Origin of the sequence: Prevotella sp. lc2012 (genome assembly GCF_900107065.1) — a bacterium.
Classification (GTDB): domain Bacteria; phylum Bacteroidota; class Bacteroidia; order Bacteroidales; family Bacteroidaceae; genus Prevotella.
This window is the reverse complement of sequence record NZ_FNUF01000002.1, coordinates 505,016-526,979: the sequence shown is the minus strand read 5'-3', so window position 1 is coordinate 526,979 and position 21,964 is coordinate 505,016. Positions and strand designations below refer to the sequence as shown.

Here is a 21,964-nt window from a genome sequence, read left to right as displayed (position 1 = left end):
TGTTGAAATTTAATAATTTATTAAAATTGTATTTTTTCTTGATAATTTACATTATAATCTCAGTCTCTTATGTCAAGAAGGTCTTCTTATACCTTATTATAGGTATTTCGTTTTTACTTTAGAGCGCAAAGTTACTATAATTTAATGATAATTCAAAGTTTTTTCGGGTAAAAATGCACCAAAAATCCGATTTTTATGCTTACTTTTGCGGAAAATTAGGAAACAGCAAATGAAATTCAAGTATGATGTTCTGGTGATTGGAGGAGGACATGCAGGCTGCGAGGCGGCCTGTGCCAGTGCCAACATGGGGGCCAAGACCTGTCTGATAACCATGGACATGAACAAGATTGCACAGATGTCGTGCAACCCTGCCATCGGCGGTATTGCCAAAGGCCAGATCGTGCGCGAGATCGATGCACTCGGCGGACAGATGGGACTGGTGACAGATGCCACCTCCATCCAGTTCCGTATGCTCAACGTAGGAAAGGGACCCGCCATGTGGAGCCCCCGTGCCCAGTGCGACCGTGGGAAGTTCATCTGGGAATGGCGCAGACATCTCGATGAAACCGAAAATCTCGACGTCTGGCAAGACCAAGCCGATGAACTGCTTGTAGAAGAGACAGGACAACTTGACGATAACGGTCACGTTACTGTCAGGGCCATCGGCGTGCGCACCATCTGGGGCGCAGAACTCTATGCAAGATGTGTGGTGATCACTGCTGGCACCTTCCTCAACGGGCTGATGCACATTGGACGGAAGATGGTGGCTGGAGGTCGTGTTGCAGAACCTGCCGTGCCCCACTTCACGGAGAGCATCACCCGCCACGGCGTCACGACTGCCCGCATGAAGACAGGAACCCCAGTACGTATCGACAAGCGCTCTGTTCACTTCGATGAAATGGAGATTCAACCAGGCGAAAACAAACCCTATCAGTTCAGTTATATGAACAAGGGCGGTGCCTTGAAACAACTACCTTGCTGGACTTGCAACACGAACGCAGAGGTACATGAGGTGTTGCGCAGCGGACTGGCAGACTCTCCGCTCTATAACGGACAGATCCAATCGATAGGTCCGCGCTACTGCCCTTCCATCGAGACCAAGCTCATGACCTTCCCAGATCGCGAGAAGCACCCGTTGTTTCTCGAGCCGGAGGGAGAAGACACCAACGAGATGTATCTGAACGGTTTCTCCTCGTCATTGCCGATGGACGTACAGATCCAAGCACTGAAGAAGATTCCTGCTTTCAGAGACCTGAAGGTGTATCGCCCTGGTTATGCCATCGAATACGATTTCTTCGACCCCACCCAACTCAATCACTCGCTGGAATCGAAGATTATCGAGAACCTGTTCTTCGCTGGACAGGTCAATGGTACAACAGGCTATGAAGAGGCTGGAGGTCAGGGAACACTGGCAGGAGCTAACGCTGCGCTGAAGGCAGGAGCAGCAGAGTGTCGTGGCGCAGCAACAAGCACGACACAGTTCGTACTTCATCGCGACGAAGCTTATATCGGCGTTCTCATCGACGACCTGGTGACAAAAGGTGTCGACGAGCCCTATCGTATGTTCACGTCGAGGGCCGAATACAGAATCCTGCTGAGACAAGACGACGCCGATGCCCGTCTGACAGAAAAGGCCTACGAGCTGGGGCTCGCCAAAAGAGAACGTTACGATTGGTGGATGGAGAAAAAACAGGCTATCGAAGAAATCGAAGAATTCTGTCAGTCCTTCGCGATTAAACCGAAACTCATCAATTCGGCCCTCGAGGCGCTTGGCACCACCCCACTCCAGTACGGCTGTAAGCTGATTGACCTTGTGGGGCGCCCCCAGCTCAACCTCTCCAATCTGTCGGACATTATCCCACAACTAAAGGAAGTCCTGAATCGACCAATCAATCGAAAAGAAGAGATCGCAGAGGCCGCAGAGGTACGAATGAAATATAAAGGATATATCGAACGCGAGCGAATGGTAGCAGAGAAAATGCATCGCTTGGAGAATATCAAGATTAAAGGCCATTTCAACTACGAGGACATACAGTCGCTCTCGACAGAGGCTCGTCAGAAGTTGACGCGCATCCAACCTGAGACATTGGCACAGGCCAGTCGTATTCCTGGCGTCTCCCCAAGCGACATCAACGTCTTACTTGTGCTCATGGGGAGGTAATTCTCTTGCCTATCACACCCGTGTTTCACGTGAAACAAAAGCAAAAAGAAACAAATATAACATACTGATTATGAACAACAAAGTTTTGATTGACAATTTGCGATGTATACCCGACTTCCCAAAGAAGGGTATCAATTTCCGCGACGTGACCACCCTTTATAAGAGTGCCGAGTGCGTACAGATTATGCTCAACGAGATGGAGGAGCTCTACAAGGACAAAGGCATCACCAAGATCGTAGGCATCGAGAGTCGTGGTTTCGTGATGGCATCTGCCCTGGCCGCCAGATTGGGTTGCGGCATTGTCTTGGCACGCAAGCCAGGCAAATTACCTGCTACAGCGATCAAAGAGTCGTTTTCCAAGGAATACGGTGTCGATACCATCGAGATGCACATCGACTCCATCGACGAGAACGACGTTGTACTCATTCACGACGACCTGTTGGCCACAGGAGGAACAGCCATGGCAGCTTACAGACTTGTGCAGCACTTCCACCCTAAGAAGGTCTATGTGAACTTCATCATTGAGATCACAGACGAGGGACTGCATGGGCGCGACCTCTTCAAAGGCATCGACCTTACAACCCTCGTGACACTCTAACGTGTTTCACGTGAAACAAAATCTTCCAAAGTATTCATAAACAGGCGCCAGCGAGATGACGAAAGAAGAGAACGAGAAACGGTTAGCCCACCTGAAGAGTATTGTCAGCAGACTGCCTGACAAGCCTGGCAGCTACCAGTTCTATGACGATACAAAGACCATCATCTATGTGGGGAAGGCGAAGAACCTCAAAGCAAGGGTCTCGTCTTACTTCCACACGGAGGTGGACCGCTTCAAGACCAAGGTACTCGTCTCTAAGATCCATGACATCAGCTATACGGTCGTAAATACAGAGGAGGACGCCCTTCTCTTGGAGAACTCGCTCATCAAGAAATATAACCCGAGATACAATGTGTTGCTGAAGGACGGCAAGACCTACCCCAGTATCTGTGTCACCAACGAGCATTTCCCCCGTATCTTCAAGACACGCACCATCAACAAAAAATGGGGCACTTACTACGGTCCTTACTCTCATGTCGCAAGCATGTATGCCATCCTTGACCTCATCAAGGAACTATACCACCCACGTACCTGTCGTCAGCCCATCACCAAAGAGGGTGTAGAGACAGGCAAATACAAGGTATGTCTCGACTACCACATCAAGAGATGTATGGGGCCATGCATAGGAAAGCAGTCGTATGAGGACTACCAGAGAGGCATCCAACAGGCACGCGAAATCCTCAAGGGTAACACCCGCCAGATGCTCAAAGAGCTCAGAGACGAGATGCTGCAACTCTCCGACGAACTCCGTTTCGAGGAGGCGGAGGAGGTGAAACGGAAATACATCGCCCTCGACACCTTCGTCAGCAAGAGCGAGGTGGTCAGTCATACCATCGACAACGTCGACGTCTTCTCCATCACCAGCGACGAAAAGATGGCCTTCATCAACTATATCCACGTATCAAACGGCAGCATCAACCAGAGCTTTACCATCGAATACAAGAAGAAACTCAACGAGACAGACAATGAACTGCTGCAGTTGGGTATCGTTGAACTGCGCGAGCGTTTCAAGAGCCATTCAAAGGAGATCATCGTTCCTCAAGAGCTCGACATGGTGCTCGAAGGTATCACCTTCACCATCCCTCAGCGTGGCGACAAGAAGACCTTGCTCGACCTCTCCATCATGAACGGCAAACAGTATAAGTTCGACCGTCTGAAACAAGCCGAGAAACTCAATCCGGAACAGAAACAGACGCGTCTGATGAAGGAACTCCAGGACAAACTCCACCTACCAAAACTACCCTTCCAGATAGAGTGCTTCGACAACTCCAATATCTCTGGTACAGACGCTGTGGCAGCCTGTGTGGTTTTCAAGAAGATGAAACCCTCGAAGCGCGACTATAAACACTATAACATCAAGACCGTCACAGGACCTGACGACTATGCCTCGATGAAAGAAGTGGTTCATCGTCGCTACACACGACTGATGGAGGAAGAACAACCCCTACCCGACCTCATCATCGCTGATGGCGGAAAAGGGCAGATGGAGGTCATCAGACAGGTGATACAAGACGAGCTGGATCTCGATATCCCCATTGCAGGACTGGCCAAGAACGACCGTCACCGTACCAACGAACTGCTCTACGGCTTCCCGCCGCTCAGCGTGGCCCTAAAAACAGACAGCGAACTCTTCCACGTACTCACACAGATACAAGACGAGGTGCATCGCTTCGCCATCCAGTTCCATCGAGACAAGCGTTCTAAGCGCGCCTTACAGTCTGAGCTGGACAACATCAAGGGTATCGGTCCGAAAACGCGTGACGAGCTTCTAAATAGCCTTAAATCAGTCAAGAAGATACGCGAGGCCAGTCTCGATAGTCTCTCGGCCATCATTGGGCCCTCAAAAGCACAGACGATCTACGACTATTTCCACCAAAGATAATTATAGTACGGAAAAACCTTGTATCTACTTGTCTATCGTCTATTCGGCAACCCTGTTCATCTAATACGGCACGAGGTAATATATCAAAATATCCTGACAAAACACTATATTTAAGGAACAACAATACATATACCTTCCTATAAAGTCTCAGTCTGTCCGGAGGAAAGTGAGAGTTTCCTCGGAGGAAAGTCAGGCTTTCCCTGGAGGAAACCCCAAGTGCACTAAAAGTGCCTAAAACAAGGGGCAATTACAACACACGAATGTATGATTAAAATTATTTACTCCAGAGAACAGAATCTGCTGATTAGATATTAAGTTTGATAAGGCCCGATAAGGCCTTATAAGGTTGATTTACATCGATGTAAATTTGGTTTTATCGATATTATTTCGTAACTTTGCGCTCTATGAGAGCAGTTATACAGAGAGTCAGTCAGGCAAGTGTCACGATCGACGGTGAGGTCAAATCGGCCATCGGATGGGGATTGCTCATCCTGATAGGCATCTGCGACGACGACGAGAGGGACGATGTAGACTGGCTGGTGAAGAAAATCGCCAACCTGCGTGTGTTTGATGATGAAAACGGAGTGATGAACCGCTCTGTCCTCGATATCGGGGGTGAGGCACTCGTCGTGAGTCAGTTCACGCTTTTCGCTAGTTACAAGAAAGGCAATCGTCCCAGTTGGTTCCGCGCCGGCTCCCACGAACACTCTATCCCACTCTACGAGGCCTTCTGCGCACAACTCTCCGAAGCGATAGGCAAGCCCGTTGGCACAGGTGAGTTCGGAGCAGACATGAAGGTGGAACTGCTCAACGATGGACCAGTCACTATCTGTATGGATACCAAAAACAAAGAATAAGTCATGAGAAAATATCTGAGAGAAATAGAGATTTCAGGAGTCGTCCTAGCCGCCATTGGCGTTGGACTATCCTATATCAAAGGCATCCAATATGGTGTATGGCCGTGTGGATTAGGACTGCTACTGCTACTCGCCATCTTCCTCTACAAAGCCTTCCACTGGAAGGAATACGAGCGTGAGAATAAGCAGTATATCTGGATTATACTTCTTACAATATTGATACTATTCTTCCAAATGCTGAGAACAAGATGACTATCAAAGAGGCGCAGGAACTGGTGGATCGCTGGATCAAGGAATATGGAGTTCGTTATTTCTCGGAACTGACGAATATGGCAGTGCTGACGGAGGAAGTGGGCGAACTGGCCCGTGTGATAGCCCGCAAATACGGTGACCAGAGCTTCAAAGAGGGTGAGAAAGACAACCTCGGCGAGGAGATGGCCGATGTACTTTGGGTACTCATCTGCCTGGCCAACCAAACGGGTGTAGACCTCACAGAAGAACTGAAGAAATCGATAGACAAGAAGACGCAACGTGACTCACTACGACATATACATAACAAAAAATTAATGGCATAGACTATGGCAGAACAACATCATGACCATGCGCATCACCACCACGTGGAGATGCCACAGAAGAGCCAGATCGAAGAGGCTCTGAGCAAGTATAACCTCAACGTCTCCGATGAGGAGGTGCGTGCCGCCGTGAAACAGATCATCACGGAGAAGGTACACGAGAACGATACCCCCGAGGTGAAACAATTCCTGATGGGAAGCGTGGAACTGACAACCCTGAAGACCACCGACTCCGATGAGAGTGTGCTGGCATTCACAGAACGTGTGAACCAGTTCGATGAGCAATACCCTAACCTACCCCACGTGGCCACCATCTGCGTGTATCCGCGCTTTGCCAAGGTGGTATCGGAGACCCTCGAAGTCGACGGTGTGGAAATCGCCTGCGTCAGCGGCTCTTTCCCTTCATCTCAGGCCCTTATCGAGGTGAAGACGATAGAGACCAGTCTGGCCGTGAAAGATGGCGCCACAGAGATAGATATGGTGCTCTCCGTGGGTTCTTTCCTCTCTGGCGACTACGAGACTGTCTGCGACGAGATACAGCAGATGAAGGAGGCCTGTGGCGACAAGAAGATGAAGGTGATCCTCGAGACAGGCTGTCTGAAGACGGCTACGAACATCAAGACCGCCTCAATCCTTGCTATGTATAGCGGTGCCGACTATATCAAGACCTCGACAGGCAAGCTCGAGCCTGCTGCCACCCCTGAGGCAGCCTACGTGATGTGTCAAGCCATCAAAGAATACTACGATGAAACGGGCATTCAGATCGGTTTTAAGCCTGCTGGCGGCCTTAACTCCGTGATGGATGCACTGATCTACTACACGATTGTGAAAGAGGTTCTGGGCGAGAAATGGCTCACCAACCAGTGGTTCCGTATGGGCACATCACGCCTGGCCAACCTGTTGCTAAGCGAGGTAATCGGTGAGGAAACGAAATTCTTCTAGGAAAAGACAGCAACGACCTCTTACAAAGGTGCTTATAAAGATAAAAGGAGGGACTCAACCCTCCTTTTATTGTATCTAATTATTGTATCTAAAGCTTTCGTTGGATCGCATAATCCAGATAGGCCGTATAGGCATCCTTCAGAGATGGGGCCTTCACATGTCTATCGATATATACCCTAACCTCCTGCGCAATCTCTTCCATCTTGCGCTGGGCATAGTCGATACCACCATATTCTTTCGTGAACTCCACGAGAACAGCAATCTCCTCTGCATTGATCGTACCAGCCTTTACCTTCATGGCCAGAGGCATCATCGACTCGTAAGGCGAATGCTGGAGCGCATAGATCACAGGCAGCGTGAGCTTGCCCTCAGCCATATCCGTGCTTGTCGGCTTACCTATCTCATCAGAATCGAAATAATCGAAGATATCATCACGAATCTGGAAGATCATACCCAGATTCCTGCCAAATTTCTTGGCCGCCACCACATCTTCTTCGGAAGCACCTACAGATAAGGCACCGATGCCAGAACAAGCTTCGAAGAGCGAAGCTGTCTTTTGTTCAATTACCTGATAATAAGCTTCTTCCGAGATATCCTTATTATTAATATTCTGCAACTGAAGAATCTCGCCAGCAGCAAGGGTACGACCAAGATTCGACAGACTTTGTATGATTTTCTGATTGCCAGTAAAGGATGCATTCAATAAACAAGTGGAGAGGATATAGTCACCTACTAAGACAGACACTTTATTATTATAAGCGGCATTCAAGGAAGGTTGGCCGCGACGTTCGTCACTCTCGTCGACCACATCATCATGGGTAAGACTCGCCGTATGAAGCAACTCTAACGCGACAGCAGAACGAAGCGTGACATCAGTTATCTCGCCATAGTTCTTTGCCGAAAGAAGCGTAATCATCGGACGCATCTGCTTTCCTGAGCGCTGACTGATATGTGTTAAGGCCTGCGACAACAGACCATCCTCATGGGTCAACGCTTCAAGAAAAAGATTCCTGAAGTCAGCAAATTCCTTTTCAATAGGGGTTTTTATCCTTGATAAATAATCCATTGTTTTGAAATTTGGTACAAAAATAAGAAAAAATTGGGTAATTAGATAATTTTTTAGTAATTTTACGCAGAAAAAAAACAAAGATATGGAGAAATTGTTTCTTTTAGATGCCTACGCACTCATATATCGATCGTACTACGCTTTCATCAAGAACCCAAGAATCAATTCAAAGGGACTGAATACGTCGGCGATTATCGGGTTCTGTAACACCCTGAACGAAGTGCTTCAGAAAGAGCAACCTACCCATATCGGCGTGGCTTTCGACCCTCACGGTCCTACCTTCCGCAGCGAGGCTTTTCCAGAGTATAAAGCTCAACGCGAGGAGACCCCCGAGGACATCCGTAAGGCCGTCCCCATCATCAAGGAGATCCTAAAGGCTTATCGTATACCTATCTTACAGGTAGACGGTTACGAGGCCGACGACGTCATCGGCACACTGGCCAAAAAAGCTGATTCCATCGGTATCGATACTTATATGCTCACCCCTGACAAAGACTATGGTCAGTTGGTAAGCGATCATGTGAAGATCTTCCGTCCCCGTCATGGTGGCGGCTATGAGGTGATGGGACCTAAGGAGGTCACGGAGAAATACGCCATCACCACCCCACTCCAAGTGATCGACCTACTCGCACTCATGGGCGACTCTGCCGATAACTTTCCTGGTTGTCCTGGTGTCGGAGAGAAGACAGCTGCAAAACTCATCAACGACTTCGGAAGTGTTACCAACCTGATAGCACGCTCGTCGGAGATCAAAGGTAAGCTTCGCGAAAAAGTGGAGGAGCATGTCGGCGATATCAAGATGAGTTACTTCCTCGCAACCATCAAGACAGATGTTCCTGTCGAACTCAACATGGACGCCTTGAAGCTCGTCGAGCCCAACGAGGAAGAACTGAGCAAGATCTTCACCGAACTGGAGTTCAAGAGTCTGGCAGACCGAATCCTTAAAAAGAATCAAAAACCGCAAAAAATAGTTAGTGGTCAACTCGATCTGTTTGGCGAATTTCCCGCCGACGGGACGGATCTGAGCGAAAATTCGAGTTTTGACACGCTTAAAACGACTCCTCACGACTACAAACTCGTTGATAATGAGGGTGATTTGAGGAAACTTTGTGACTTTTTTAGGACAAAACAAATTCTCAGTCTAGACACGGAAACCACCTCGACCTCGCCAATCGAAGCCGAATTGGTAGGTTTAAGCTTCGCCGTGAAAGAATTCGAGGCGTTTTACGTGCCCATTCCTGCCAATCGTGAAGAAGCGTTGCGAATTGTTAATATCTTCAAAGAGGTGTATGAGGATCCGAAGATTATGAAAGTCGGACAGAATCTGAAATACGATCTCGAAGTGTTGCGAAACTATGGGATCGAGTTAGCTGGTCCGATGTGGGACACGATGATTGCCCACTACCTCATCCAACCTGAGCTCCATCACAATATGGACTATATGGCTGAGATTTACTTGAACTATCAGACCATCCATATCGATGAACTGATTGGACCTAAGGGCAAGAACCAGAAATCGATGCGTGACCTCCTACCCTCTCAAGTCTATGAATATGCCGCCGAAGATGCGGACATCACCCTCCGTCTGAAGAACAAGCTCGAGCCCGAGCTGAAAAAGTTTGAGTGCGAGAAACTATTCTATGAGATTGAGATGCCACTGATGCCAGTACTCGCTGAGATGGAGATGAACGGTGTCTGTCTGGATACAGATTCTCTACGTGAGACGTCAAAGGATTTCACCAATAGGATGAACGAGATCGAGGCACGTATCTACGAGCTCGCTGGCGAGCACTTTAACATCGCCTCACCTAAGCAGGTGGGTGAGATACTCTTCGACAAACTGAAGATCGTGGAGAAGGCCAAGAAGACCAAGACTGGTCAGTATGTCACCTCTGAAGAGGTGCTGCAGCAGCTGCGCAATAAGCATGAGATTGTGGCCGACATCTTGGAACACAGAGGATTAAAGAAACTTATTGGTACCTATATCGATGCCCTACCCAAGCTGATTAACCCCAAAACCGGACATATCCACACCTCGTTCAATCAGACAATCACTGCCACAGGACGCCTCTCCTCTTCTGATCCGAACCTTCAGAATATCCCCATCAGAGGTGAAGACGGTAAGGAGATAAGAAAGGCCTTTATCCCAGAACCAGGTTGTCTGTTCTTTTCTGCAGACTACTCACAGATTGAACTACGCGTGATGGCACATCTGTCGAAAGACGAAAACATGGTTGAGGTGTTCCGCGAGGGTAAGGATCTGCATGCGGCCACAGCGGCTAACATCTACAAAAAATCCATCGACGAGGTGACACGAGACGAGCGAACGAAGTCTAAGCGTGCCAACTTCGGCATTATCTACGGCATCACCGTGTTTGGCCTGGCAGAGCGCCTTGACATCGCACGCGACGAGGCAAAGATGTTGATAGACGGCTATTTCGCTACCTTCCCACAGGTACACGACTATATGGAGAAATCAAAGGAGATAGCCCGTCAGAAGGGCTATGTCACCACCCTCTTCGGCCGTCGTCGCTACCTGCCGGATATCAACTCACACAACGCCACCGTACGTGGTTTTGCCGAGCGCAACGCCATCAACGCCCCCATTCAGGGCACGGCGGCAGATATCATCAAGGTGGCTATGATCCGCATCCACAACCGTTTCAAGGCTGAGGGCATCCGTTCGAAGATGATCCTACAGGTACACGACGAACTTAACTTCTCCGTCTACCCTGACGAGAAAGAGAAGGTGGAGCGCATCGTCCTCGAGGAAATGCAGGCAGCCTTCCCCCTCTCCGTTCCCCTCGTGGCCGACTCCGGCTTTGGCCAGAACTGGCTCGAAGCCCACTAAGGCCCTGATTGCTAAAGCACTTTTTTGACGCCAGGAATCATCCGCACCAACCAGGTGAGGACGAACGAGACGATGGTGCTGACGATGCCGATGAACATGAACTTACCGAAGGCTCCCATCCAAAGAGTGTCTGTGGCGAACTGCAAGACCAGCATCAGCAGCATGTGGAAGATATACGCACCATACGACTGAGCGGCACACCACTGCCAGAAACGACTGTTCCAGTTGCCATACTCACGGAACAGCCAGAGCAGACCACATGATATAAAGACGCACATCAGCGACTCATAGATGCCAAACCACTGCCATACAAAACCATTCCAAGAGCCACCATCCCTGAGGTAGTTGCCGAGGGCGAGAGCAAGGCCTATCAAAAGGGCTGTCACACCAGTACGATTGCTCATATTCTCCAACCACCCCACTCGACGGGCCAGCACACCAAGGAAGAACATCATGATATACTGCAGGTAATGGGCAGGTTCAAAAATCAGCCCCATGAAGAATACCCAATGGTCTTGCGGACTGACCTGACGGATGAAATAGCTACCCACGCCCATCAAGATACCCACAGCCAACACACCCATGATTACAGGCCTCGACGAGAGCTCCACGATAGGCTTGCAAAACTGTCGTATTACTGTATAGAGAAGACAGAAGAACAGCAGGCTCTCTACGAACCACATATGACCTGTCTCCAGTTTGCCTGCCAGCACAGAAAGCAGACCACCCATCAACAGCCAAGGAATACCTAGTCGCATGAGTTTCTTCTTCACAAAGCGTCCTGTACCCTGTTTGTCGAAGCTGGATGGCACGAAATAGCCGGAGATGAGGAAATATAAGCCCATGAAAAAGGCGGCATTCGTAGAGAAGAAATGCCATATCCAGGGCATAAACTCAGCAGGATTACTAGGCTGATATGCCCAGCCGCCACCATCCCCGTATGCCTGACCTGCATGGTGGAAAATGACCAATACGGTCAGGCATACTTTCAGATTATCAAGATAAAATAGTCGTTTCATTCCTCGTAGCGAGTTTACATCTCACTGATACCACCGATGCCTGATCTATTAAGATCCCTATCGGCAGGACGACCACCATATCTGAGGGAGCCGATACCCGTTACGCGTCCTTTGATGAAGTCGGTGGCATAGCACTCGATGCTCCCTACTCCACTGACTTTCGCATCAACCACACTGGCTTTCATGCCCTTGGCATCGATACTACCAACGCCACTACACAGGTATTCACCCTTCTCAGCCTGACCATTCAGTGAGATACTTCCTGCGCCACTGCATGTCACATCAACCCGTTTGGCATTGATCTCCGACAGGAAGAAAGAGCCTGCACCAGAGTTCCTGATCACCAAATCGTCAGTGGTAAGACTATCAAGATGCACATCAGCGACACCAGAGTTTTTAACCTCCCTAAGCGTCGGCGTATAGACGATGATAGTCACGTCTCGAGCATCAATATTAACGCTTTTCTTCGTGAATCTGATCTCCAGACTACCGTTCTCATTTTTGAAATCAAATAAGTCTATATAGTTATCTGGGGCAGAGAGCGTCACACGACTCTGGTTACTCTGAACAATACGGATATGACCCAACGCATGATTTTCGACCTTGTCGAAAGATGATTGCGGATATTTGGCCTTTACGATATTCTCACTAGGCTCCACCCTGTTGGTTATACCCCCACCAATATTTATTCCGCATGATGATACGGAAAGCGTCAGCGCTGCTAACATTGCTATAAAAGATGTCTTCATAATCTTATGTATTTGATTGTTATTCTGATTGTTTGACGATGCAAAGATACGAAAAGTTGCGTTCTTATCAAAAAAAACATCATACCTTTAGCGTTTTTCATCGCTTATTCGTACCTTTGCACCCAGATTATAAACGTTTATAAGAAGTAATGGCATTAAAATGTGGTATTGTAGGACTCCCCAACGTGGGTAAGTCCACATTGTTTAATTGTCTGTCGAGTGCCAAAGCACAGGCAGCCAACTTTCCTTTCTGTACGATCGAGCCGAATGTGGGTGTGATCACCGTCCCCGATGAAAGACTCACCAAACTGGCAGAGTTGGTACACCCAGGTCGTATCGTACCCGCCACCTGTGAGATTGTGGATATCGCAGGTCTGGTGAAGGGCGCCTCCAAGGGCGAGGGATTAGGAAACAAGTTCCTTGGAAACATCCGCGAGACGGATGCGATCATCCACGTGCTCCGCTGTTTTGAGGACGAGAATATCACCCATGTGGATGGCACCATCGACCCCATCCGCGATAAGGAGATCATCGATACTGAGTTGCAGCTCAAGGACCTTGAGACCATTGAGGGCCGATTGGCCAAGACGGAAAAGGCCGCTGCCGCAGGCAATAAGGACGCAAAGGTGGAAGTGAACGTGCTCCATGCCTACAAAGAGGTGTTGGAACAGGGTAAGAACGCCCGTGTCGTAGAGTTCGAGTCGAAGGACGAGCAAGACTGTGCCCGTAACCTCTTCCTGCTCACCTCGAAGCCTGTCCTCTACGTCTGTAACGTGGGCGAGACCGATGCCAAAAGCGGCAACGAATGGACACAGAAAGTAGAGTCCCTGGCCAAGGAAGAAGGAGCAGAGGCCATGATCATCGCCGCTAAGACAGAAGAGGATATCGCTGAGCTTGAGAGCTACGAAGACAAGCAGATGTTCCTCGAGGAGCTGGGCTTGGAGGAGAGTGGTGTGAACCGTCTGATCAAGAAAGCCTACGCCCTGCTGAACCTCGAGACCTTTATCACCGCTGGTGAGATGGAAGTGAAGGCCTGGACTTATAAGAAGGGTTGGAAGGCTCCTCAGTGTGCTGGTGTCATCCATACCGACTTCGAGAAAGGCTTCATCCGTGCCGAGGTCATCAAGTACGACGACTATATCCAATATGGCTCTGAGGCCGCTGTCCGCGAGGCAGGAAAGTTGGCCGTAGAGGGTAAGGAGTACATCGTTCAAGATGGTGATATCATGCATTTCCGCTTCAACGTATAAACTATGATGAATCTTTTGAGTTATATCGTCTGGCAGCCTGATCTGGAGGCTTTCCATCTAGGTCCTATCACTGTGCGCTGGTACGGTTTGATGTGGATTATCGGACTGGCACTCGCCTATCTTGTCGTGAAACACCTGTATAAGGATCAGAAGATCAAGGACGAACTCTTTGATCCCCTCTTCATCTATTGTTTCTTCGGCATTCTGATTGGTGCCCGTCTGGGTCATTGTCTCTTCTACCAGCCTCAGGATTTCCTGACCTCATGGCAGGGTATAGTAGAGATGATCCTGCCCATCCACTTCGGTCATAATGGCAGTTGGCTGAGCGAGACCTTCGGCTTCTACATAACAGGCTATGCTGGTCTTGCCTCACATGGTGGCACATTAGGACTGATGATTGCCCTCTGGCTCTATGTGCGCAAGACGAAGTTGAGCATCTGGACGGTACTCGACAACATCGCCATCGCCACAGGAACGACGGCCTGTTTCATCCGTCTGGGCAACCTGATGAACTCTGAGATTATCGGCAAGATCACAGACGTGCCATGGGCCTTTATCTTCGAGCGTGTCGATGCCGCACCCCGTCATCCAGGACAGCTCTACGAGGCCATCGCCTACGCCATCCTGTTCGTCATCATGTGGATTATCTACAAGAACAGTCAGAAACCACAAGCCAAAGGTCCTCAGGTAGGCACAGGCTGGTATTTCGGCTTCTGCCTGACCTATATCTTCACTTTCCGCTTCTTCATCGAATACACCAAGGAGATCCAGGAAGCCTTCGAGGCCTCACTGCCTATTGATATGGGACAGATACTGTCTATCCCCTTCATCATCCTTGGCGTGTACTGCATGGTCAAGGCCAAGAAGAAGGCTGGAGCTTGAAAAAGGTAAATGAAGATACTGAGGAAAGTACTCATGGTGATGCTGCTGACGATGGCAATAGGTGCATCAGCGCAGACGGACATCAGTGTAGAGAAATCGCTGAGGAAAGACTCCGTGGGCCTGAGTAGTGACCTCCTGCCTACGGATTCCTTCCTGCAGCAGCATGACTCAACACTGTGGAAAAGACGGCTTCAACCATTGGCAACACCTAACCCTGGATACAAACTCGATACGCCATCCAGCCTCTACGATACCAGACGGGGCAGTTGGGAGGTGAACACATTGCAGGGCGGTAAGTTGTTCACTCCGTGGCGAGGAGCAGCCATCACCGTCAGCGGGGGAGCAGACTCGATGCCAGGACTGCTCGATCGCGAGTCAGGTGCTCTGACACTCTATCAGCAAACAGGCCGCTGGAGTTTTTCGGCCTCAGCGCTGGCAGACAAATATAGGATGGTGGGCATGGGGTTCTTGCAGACACGCTACGGCGTGGGTGGCACGGTGAACTACTGGGTGAACAATGCCATCTCGCTGCATGCCTTCGGCTATTACTATCCCAACTCTTCGCTGATCAGTCCAGCCGTGAATCCTTATTTAGGAACAACCAATTATGGCGGCTATGCAGACATCCGATTCCACAAGAACTTTGGCGTGGATGCAGGTGCGAGGCGCTACCTGAATCCCATGACGGGCAAATGGGTGACAGACCCTATCGTCAGTCCTTATGTCAAACTCAACAATGGTCAGAAGTTCAGCTTTGACTTCGGCCGTCTGCTTAAAGGACTTATCTGGGGCAATCAGGACGAGATGATGCCACGAGGGCCTGTCCGCATGGGTCCGCCACAGCAAAAAAGATAAAGTCTGAGTTTACATTACCTGCTGCTCGCCAAGGACATAGGTGATGTGCGAGCTATTTCCCTCTGACAATTTTCTTAATATCATTAAGTTTGTTCAGGGCTTCAAGGGGCGTGAGATTGTTCACGTCGAGGCCCAGGATCTCGTCACGTACCTGACAGAGAATCGGATCATCGAGCTGGAAGAACGAGAGTTGCATACCCTCTCGTGAGCCCGCAATCTCTGCCGTAGGCTTACCCACACTGCCCACGGAAGCGTTCTCGGCCTCCAACTGCTTCAGGATCACGTTGGCACGCTTCACGATGCTGCGAGGCATACCTGCGATCTCAGCCACATGGATACCAAACGAGTGCTCACTGCCACCACGCTCCAACTTGCGCAGGAAGATCACCTTACCGTCGACCTCCTTGACTGAGACGTTATAGTTCTTGATACGCGGAAAATTCTTCTCCATCTCATTCAGCTCATGATAGTGCGTGGCGAAGAGTGTACGCGGATGACCACCCTTGACATTCTCATGCAGATACTCCACAATCGCCCAAGCGATAGAGATACCATCGTAGGTAGATGTTCCTCGACCTAACTCGTCGAAGAGCACCAGCGAGCGCGAGCTGACATTATTCAGAATATTCGAGGCCTCCGTCATCTCCACCATAAACGTCGATTCGCCAAGGGAGATATTATCCGAAGCCCCTACACGGGTGAATACCTTGTCCACCAGACCGATTCTCGCGGCCTCTGCGGGCACGAAACAGCCTATCTGGGCAAGTAGCACGATGAGCGCCGTCTGTCGTAACAACGCCGACTTACCAGCCATATTCGGACCCGTAATGATGATGATCTGCTGGCGCTCGTTATCGAGCAGGATATCGTTGGGCACATACCTCTCGCCCAACGGCAGTTCCTGTTCGATGACAGGATGACGCCCCTGTTTGATATCTATCACCTCCGACGAGTCGATCACAGGTCGGATATAATTGTTTTCCTCAGCCACCTTCGCAAAGCTCAGAAGACAGTCGAGACGGGCGATGATGTTCGCATTGGTCTGTATCTGTGGAATAAACGCCTGCATGGATAGTACAAGATCGCTGAAGAGTCGGGCCTCCAAGGAGAGGATCTTATCCTCCGCACCAAGGATTTTCTCTTCATACTCCTTGAGCTCCTGTGTGATATAGCGCTCTGCTTGTGCCAGCGTCTGCTTACGTACCCATTCTGGCGGCACTTGTTCCTTATAGGTGTTGCGCACCTCAAGGTAGTAGCCGAACACATTATTATAGCCTATCTTCAGTGAGCTGATACCCGTTTCCTGGGCTTCACGTTCCTGAATTTTCAACAGGTAGTCCTTACCACTATAGGCGATGCTTCGCAGTTCATCGAGCTCAGCATTCACACCGTCTCTGATGACTCCACCTTTCGCCACCAACTGCGGCGGATCATTCTGTATCTCCTTCTCTATCCTGTCGCGGAGTGTCTCACACAGACTCAGTTGTTCACCTATCTGTCTCAACGCCTCGTTCTCGGCACAGAGACAGGCATCCTTGATGGGCTGAATGGCTTGTAGGGCGACCTTCAGTTGCACCACCTCACGTGGCGATACACGACCTACCGCTGCCTTGGAGACGATTCGCTCCAGATCACCGATCTTATGCAACTGTTCATCCAGGCACTCTCTGAATGCCGGCTCCCGGTAATAATACTCCACCACATCCAGACGAGAGTTGATAGGTTTCTCATCCTTCAAGGGGAACACCAGCCAGCGGCGCAACAGACGGCCACCCATCGGACTCACCGTCTTATCTATCACATCGAGCAGCGACTTTCCGTCTTCCTGCATGGGATGAACCAGTTCCAGACTACGGATCGTGAACTTATCCAGTCGCACATACTTATCCTCCTCGATACGCGAGATGCTTGTGATATGTCCTATCTGCGTATGCTGCGTCTGTTCGAGGTATTGCAGGATAGCCCCAGCAGCGATAACACCAGCCTGAAGATGATCCACACCGAATCCCTTCAGGTTCTTCACCTGGAAATGGCGCAGCAGCTTCTGCTTTGATGTCTGTTCGCTGAACACCCAGTCGTCCATCTGGAAGGTAAAGAAGCGATTGCCAAAGTTACGTTCGAACTCCTGTTTCTTCGTCCTATCGTAGAGCACCTCCTTTGGCGAGAAATTACCTAACAGCTTCTCCACATAGTCCTGTGTGCCCTCACCTGTCAGGAACTCACCAGTAGAGATATCCAGAAAAGCCACACCAAACGAAGCCTTTCCAAAATGGACGGCAGCCAGGAAGTTGTTCTCCTTATAATTCAGCACATTATCCGAGAGCGCCACACCAGGCGTCACCAGTTCAGTGATGCCTCGTTTCACGAGCTTCTTCGTCAGCTTAGGGTCCTCAAGTTGGTCACAGATGGCCACACGCTTACCTGCACGGATCAGTTTCGGCAGATAGGTATCAAGGGCATGATGGGGGAATCCAGCCATCTCGTCGCCCTTACCACCTGCTCCGTTATTACGATGGGTGAGGGTGATACCTAAGATTTTCGAGGCAGTAATGGCATCCTCGCAGTAGGTCTCATAAAAGTCGCCACACCTGAATAGCATCACTGCATCAGGATGTTTTGCCTTTAAATCGAAGAACTGTTTCATCATCGGAGTCAGTTCCTTACCTTCTTTCTTTGCCATTACGCTTGTCTCGTTATTTTAGTTTGAGAGGCAAAGTTACTCCTTTTTCCCGAATTGGCAAAATTTCTTCTGGATTATTTGTTTTGCCATGACTCCCCTCTGACAGAAAGCGCTGCTAACCAGGTGCTAACATAGGTGTTTTAGGACCATCAACATAAAAAAGAGGCGCAAAATTTTGCAGTAACAATAAAAGTTACTAACTTTGCAGCCGCAAAATCAAACGTGGGTAAGATCCACTCCCACTCCTCGTTACTAATTCATTATAAATAAATTATCTGTACGTTTGAAATGAGGAAATCAATATATGACTTACTAAGCCGAAAAGGAACATGCCCTGTGAGCATGCTCACGGCCTATGACTATCATACTGCCTGTACCATCGACGAGGCAGGCATCGACATGATCCTCGTAGGTGACTCTCTCGGCAATGTGATGCTTGGCTACGAGAACACACTCGCCGTGACCGTGGAAGACATGATCCACCATGGTAAGGCGGTCTGTCGAGGTGCAAAAGAAGCAATGGTTGTCATCGACATGCCCTTCATGTCATATCAGGCATCAGTAGAGGATGCTGTCCGCAATGCTGGTCGTATCGTCAAGGAGACCAACTGTCAGGCTGTGAAGATGGAGGGTGGGGCAGAGTATGCAGACCGCATCAAGGCCATCGTCCAGGCAGGCATACCTGTAGTTGCCCACATCGGACTGACTCCCCAGTCGGTAAACGCGCTGGGTGGCTATAAGGTACAGGGCAAGTCACTGGAACAGGCCCAGAAGCTTCTCAGTGATGCCAAGGCCGTAGAAGAAGCTGGCGCTTTTGCCATCACCCTGGAGTGTGTGCCTGAGGCACTGGCTAAGATGATCACAGAACAGTCGAAGGCACTGACGATCGGCATCGGCGCCGGCAGATTCTGCGACGGTCAGGTGCTTGTCTATCAGGATATGCTTGGCTTTACCAACGGCTTCACACCGAAGTTCGTCAAGAAGTATGCCGACCTGCATGCCGTCATGCTCCAAGCATTCAGACAGTATAAGGAAGAGTGTGAGCAACGCACGTTCCCTGCGGAAGAGCAGACATTTAAAATCAGCGATGACGTGCTCGAGAAACTGTATTGATATTTATTTGTTAGTAATATGAAGGTTGTAAAGACTATTAAAGAAGTAAGAGAGATTGTCGGCGGATGGAGGCAGGAAGGCCTCTCCGTAGGACTTGTGCCCACCATGGGCTATCTGCATGAGGGTCACCAGAGTCTCATCAAGAAGTCGGCAAGTCAGAACGACCGTACCGTCGTCTCTGTATTCGTTAACCCCATACAGTTCGGTCCTAACGAGGATCTGGAGGCTTATCCACGTGACCTCAACCGTGACATAAAGGCGGTTGAGGAGGCTGGGGGCGACCTGATCTTCAACCCAGAGCCATCGGAGATGTATCCTGGCCACTTCACCTCGTTCATTGACACGACAGAGACCACAGAACTGCTCTGTGGTGCCGTTCGCCCCGTTCACTTCCGTGGTGTATGCACTGTGGTGGGAAAGCTGTTTAACATCGTAACGCCCGATCGCGCCTACTTTGGTCAGAAGGACGCCCAGCAGTTGGCAACCATCCGACGTTTTGTACGCGACCTGAACTTCCCTCTTGAGATTATCGCCTGTCCTATCGTCCGCGAAGAAGACGGTCTGGCTAAATCAAGTCGGAATACCTATCTCAATGCCGAGGAGCGTCAGGCAGCCCTGATCCTCTCTAAGAGTCTGAAGAAAGGTAAAGAAGCGATCGAAAGCGGTGAGAAAGACGCAAAGACAATCATCGCCATCATCAAGAATAGTCTGCAGAGCGAGCCCTTGGCACGCATAGACTACGTCGAGGTCGTCGACTTCGAGAACATACAACGCGTCGACAAGATCGAGGGTGAGACGCTTGTTGCTATTGCCGTTTATATCGGCAAGACACGTCTGATCGACAACTTCATCATTGGCACAAATCACTCATAATATATCTAGGAAATGGAAATAACACTGCTCAAAGCTAAGATACACCGTGCCGTCGTGACACAGGCAGACCTTGACTATGTTGGCAGCATCACCATTGACTCAAGGCTGTTACAGGAGTCGGGCATCATGGAATACGAGAAAGTGGAGATTGCCGATATCGACAACGGTAACCGCTTCGAGACCTATGCCATCGCTGGCGAGGAAGACTCTGGCATCATCTGTCTGAACGGCGCTGCTGCCAGATGCGTCAATGTTGGCGATAAGATCATCATCATGGCCTATGCCAGCATGACTCCAGAGGAGGCCTCTCAGCACAAGCCTGTCGTACTCTTCGTCGACGGCAATAATAAGATTGTGCGCAAGACCAACTACGAGAAGCACGGACTGCTCAGCGAACAATAGCCCTTTAAGATATGCTTACAGGAAAGACCATCGTACTCGGCGTAACAGGAAGCATCGCAGCCTACAAGACTGCCAATCTTGCCTCTATGCTGGTGAAGTTGAATGCCGATGTGCATGTCATCATGACACAGAATGCCACGCACTTCATCACACCGATGACGTTTGAGACACTGACAAACAACAAGTGCATCGTCGACACCTTCGATCGTAACTTCAACTTCGACGTGAAACATGTCTCGTTGGCCAAGAAAGGCGACCTGTTTCTCGTGGCTCCCTGTACGGCAAATGTCATCGGCAAGGTGGCCTGTGGCATCTGCGACGATATGCTCACCACCACCATCATGGCAACGAAGGCTCCAGTGCTCTTCTCACCAGCCATGAACACAGGCATGTGGGAGAACCCCATCCTGCAGGACAATCTCAAGAAGCTCAAGAACTACGGCTATCATATTATTGCTCCTGTAGAAGGCCGACTGGCCTGTGGTGATATCGGCAGTGGCAAGATGCCTGCCGAGGAGACCCTCCTGGAGCATATCCTGCTCCATCTGGCCAAAGAGAAAGATCTCAAGGGTAGGAGAGTGCTCATCACTGCGGGTCCCACCCAAGAGCCTATCGACCCCGTACGTTGTATCACCAACCATTCCTCTGGTAAGATGGGATATGCCATTGCCAAGATGGCTGTACTCCGTGGTGCCGAGGTAACCCTGGTCTCCGGACCTGTCGCCATTCAACCTTTTACAGGCATCAAGAAGGTATCCGTCACAACAGCACAAGAGATGTTTGATGCCGTCACCACACACAGTCAGGATCAGGATATCATCATCATGTGTAGTGCTGTTGCCGATTATACGCCGTCACACTGCTCCTCACAGAAGATGAAGAAAGGTGATGACGACCTGAATATTCCTCTGTCACGCACAAAGGACATCCTGCAATACCTTGGCGACCATAAGCCAAAGGGACAGGTGCTCGTGGGCTTCTCCATGGAGACGGAGAACCTTCTGGAAAACTCGCAGGCAAAGCTCATGAAGAAGCATGCCGACCTTATCTGTGCCAACTCTATCTCTAGTCGCGATACCGGCTTTGGCGTCGATACGAATAAGGTCACTCTCTTATCACAGACGGAGGTCAAGGAACTGCCGCTCTGTTCCAAGGAGGAGACGGCCGACATGATTCTCAGCCATATCGCTGACATGATCAAGGCTTGAGATA

The 21,964-nt window shown here is 49.8% G+C and carries 19 protein-coding genes; 15 read left to right on the top strand and 4 right to left on the bottom strand.

Features of this window, described 5'->3' with window-relative positions; all coding sequences use genetic code 11:
- Positions 1-229 precede the first annotated feature (229 nt).
- The 7 genes from mnmG to deoC all read left to right on the top strand — a co-directional run bounded on the left by mnmG (position 230) and on the right by deoC (position 7,012).
- Positions 230-2,161 (top strand): tRNA uridine-5-carboxymethylaminomethyl(34) synthesis enzyme MnmG, encoded by a 1,932-nt coding sequence (mnmG, locus tag BLU99_RS06110; RefSeq protein ID WP_091900296.1) that lies wholly within the window; start codon positions 230-232, stop codon positions 2,159-2,161.
- Positions 2,162-2,231: 70 nt separating this feature from the next.
- Positions 2,232-2,759, top strand: coding sequence for an adenine phosphoribosyltransferase (locus BLU99_RS06105; protein WP_091900295.1), 528 nt, complete (start codon positions 2,232-2,234; stop codon positions 2,757-2,759).
- Between the two features lie 55 nt (positions 2,760-2,814).
- Positions 2,815-4,641 carry an excinuclease ABC subunit UvrC gene (gene uvrC, locus BLU99_RS06100; RefSeq protein ID WP_091900294.1) on the top strand — a complete coding sequence of 609 codons (1,827 nt, stop codon included), beginning with the start codon at positions 2,815-2,817 and terminating at the stop codon, positions 4,639-4,641.
- A gap of 404 nt (positions 4,642-5,045) precedes the next feature.
- Complete coding sequence (gene dtd, locus BLU99_RS06095; protein WP_091900293.1) at positions 5,046-5,498, top strand: D-aminoacyl-tRNA deacylase; 453 nt, start codon at positions 5,046-5,048, stop codon at positions 5,496-5,498.
- 3 nt (positions 5,499-5,501) lie between these two features.
- Complete coding sequence (locus BLU99_RS06090; protein ID WP_091900292.1) at positions 5,502-5,750, top strand: hypothetical protein; 249 nt, start codon at positions 5,502-5,504, stop codon at positions 5,748-5,750.
- Positions 5,747-6,073: a nucleotide pyrophosphohydrolase gene (locus BLU99_RS06085; protein ID WP_091900291.1), complete on the top strand. Its 327-nt coding sequence runs from the start codon at positions 5,747-5,749 to the stop codon at positions 6,071-6,073. The genes BLU99_RS06090 and BLU99_RS06085 overlap by 4 nt, the downstream gene beginning before the upstream one ends.
- A gap of 3 nt (positions 6,074-6,076) precedes the next feature.
- The gene (gene deoC, locus BLU99_RS06080) at positions 6,077-7,012 is read left to right on the top strand and encodes a deoxyribose-phosphate aldolase (RefSeq protein ID WP_091900290.1); all 936 of its coding nucleotides are present in this window, start codon (positions 6,077-6,079) and stop codon (positions 7,010-7,012) included.
- Between the two features lie 88 nt (positions 7,013-7,100).
- Here the strand turns inward: deoC and BLU99_RS06075 are convergent, their stop codons facing one another.
- Positions 7,101-8,078: a polyprenyl synthetase family protein gene (locus BLU99_RS06075; RefSeq protein ID WP_091900289.1), complete on the bottom strand. Its 978-nt coding sequence runs from the start codon at positions 8,076-8,078 to the stop codon at positions 7,101-7,103.
- Between the two features lie 85 nt (positions 8,079-8,163).
- On the opposite strand from BLU99_RS06075, the gene polA reads away from it, so the two are divergent.
- Positions 8,164-10,929, top strand: coding sequence for a DNA polymerase I (gene polA, locus BLU99_RS06070; RefSeq protein ID WP_091900288.1), 2,766 nt, complete (start codon positions 8,164-8,166; stop codon positions 10,927-10,929).
- A gap of 11 nt (positions 10,930-10,940) precedes the next feature.
- Here polA and BLU99_RS06065 read toward each other — a convergent pair whose 3' ends face one another.
- Positions 10,941-11,948: an acyltransferase family protein gene (locus BLU99_RS06065; protein WP_091900287.1), complete on the bottom strand. Its 1,008-nt coding sequence runs from the start codon at positions 11,946-11,948 to the stop codon at positions 10,941-10,943.
- 14 nt (positions 11,949-11,962) lie between these two features.
- Complete coding sequence (locus BLU99_RS06060; RefSeq protein ID WP_091900286.1) at positions 11,963-12,697, bottom strand: head GIN domain-containing protein; 735 nt, start codon at positions 12,695-12,697, stop codon at positions 11,963-11,965.
- A gap of 149 nt (positions 12,698-12,846) precedes the next feature.
- Here BLU99_RS06060 and ychF point away from each other — a divergent pair, with 149 nt between their 5' ends.
- Genes ychF through BLU99_RS06045 form a run of 3 tightly spaced genes read left to right on the top strand, consistent with a single transcriptional unit; the run spans position 12,847 to position 15,684 of the window.
- Positions 12,847-13,947, top strand: a complete 1,101-nt coding sequence (gene ychF / locus BLU99_RS06055; protein WP_091900285.1) for a redox-regulated ATPase YchF — start codon at positions 12,847-12,849, stop codon at positions 13,945-13,947.
- A 3-nt stretch (positions 13,948-13,950) separates the two neighbouring features.
- Positions 13,951-14,829: a prolipoprotein diacylglyceryl transferase gene (gene lgt / locus BLU99_RS06050; protein ID WP_091900284.1), complete on the top strand. Its 879-nt coding sequence runs from the start codon at positions 13,951-13,953 to the stop codon at positions 14,827-14,829.
- Between the two features lie 9 nt (positions 14,830-14,838).
- Positions 14,839-15,684: a hypothetical protein gene (locus BLU99_RS06045; RefSeq protein WP_144006101.1), complete on the top strand. Its 846-nt coding sequence runs from the start codon at positions 14,839-14,841 to the stop codon at positions 15,682-15,684.
- Positions 15,685-15,736: 52 nt separating this feature from the next.
- On the opposite strand, the gene mutS is transcribed toward BLU99_RS06045, so the two are convergent.
- Positions 15,737-18,364 (bottom strand): DNA mismatch repair protein MutS, encoded by a 2,628-nt coding sequence (mutS, locus tag BLU99_RS06040; protein ID WP_091900282.1) that lies wholly within the window; start codon positions 18,362-18,364, stop codon positions 15,737-15,739.
- A gap of 288 nt (positions 18,365-18,652) precedes the next feature.
- Here mutS and panB point away from each other — a divergent pair, with 288 nt between their 5' ends.
- The 4 genes from panB to coaBC are packed head-to-tail and all read left to right on the top strand — an operon-like array spanning position 18,653 to position 21,960.
- Positions 18,653-19,477 (top strand): 3-methyl-2-oxobutanoate hydroxymethyltransferase, encoded by an 825-nt coding sequence (panB, locus tag BLU99_RS06035; protein ID WP_091900281.1) that lies wholly within the window; start codon positions 18,653-18,655, stop codon positions 19,475-19,477.
- Between the two features lie 18 nt (positions 19,478-19,495).
- Entirely contained in the window at positions 19,496-20,350 is an 855-nt protein-coding gene (gene panC, locus BLU99_RS06030; protein WP_091900280.1) for a pantoate--beta-alanine ligase, read from the top strand.
- A 12-nt stretch (positions 20,351-20,362) separates the two neighbouring features.
- Entirely contained in the window at positions 20,363-20,752 is a 390-nt protein-coding gene (gene panD / locus BLU99_RS06025; protein WP_091900279.1) for an aspartate 1-decarboxylase, read from the top strand.
- Between the two features lie 11 nt (positions 20,753-20,763).
- Entirely contained in the window at positions 20,764-21,960 is a 1,197-nt protein-coding gene (gene coaBC, locus BLU99_RS06020) for a bifunctional phosphopantothenoylcysteine decarboxylase/phosphopantothenate--cysteine ligase CoaBC (protein WP_091900278.1), read from the top strand.
- Positions 21,961-21,964: the final 4 nt, after the last annotated feature.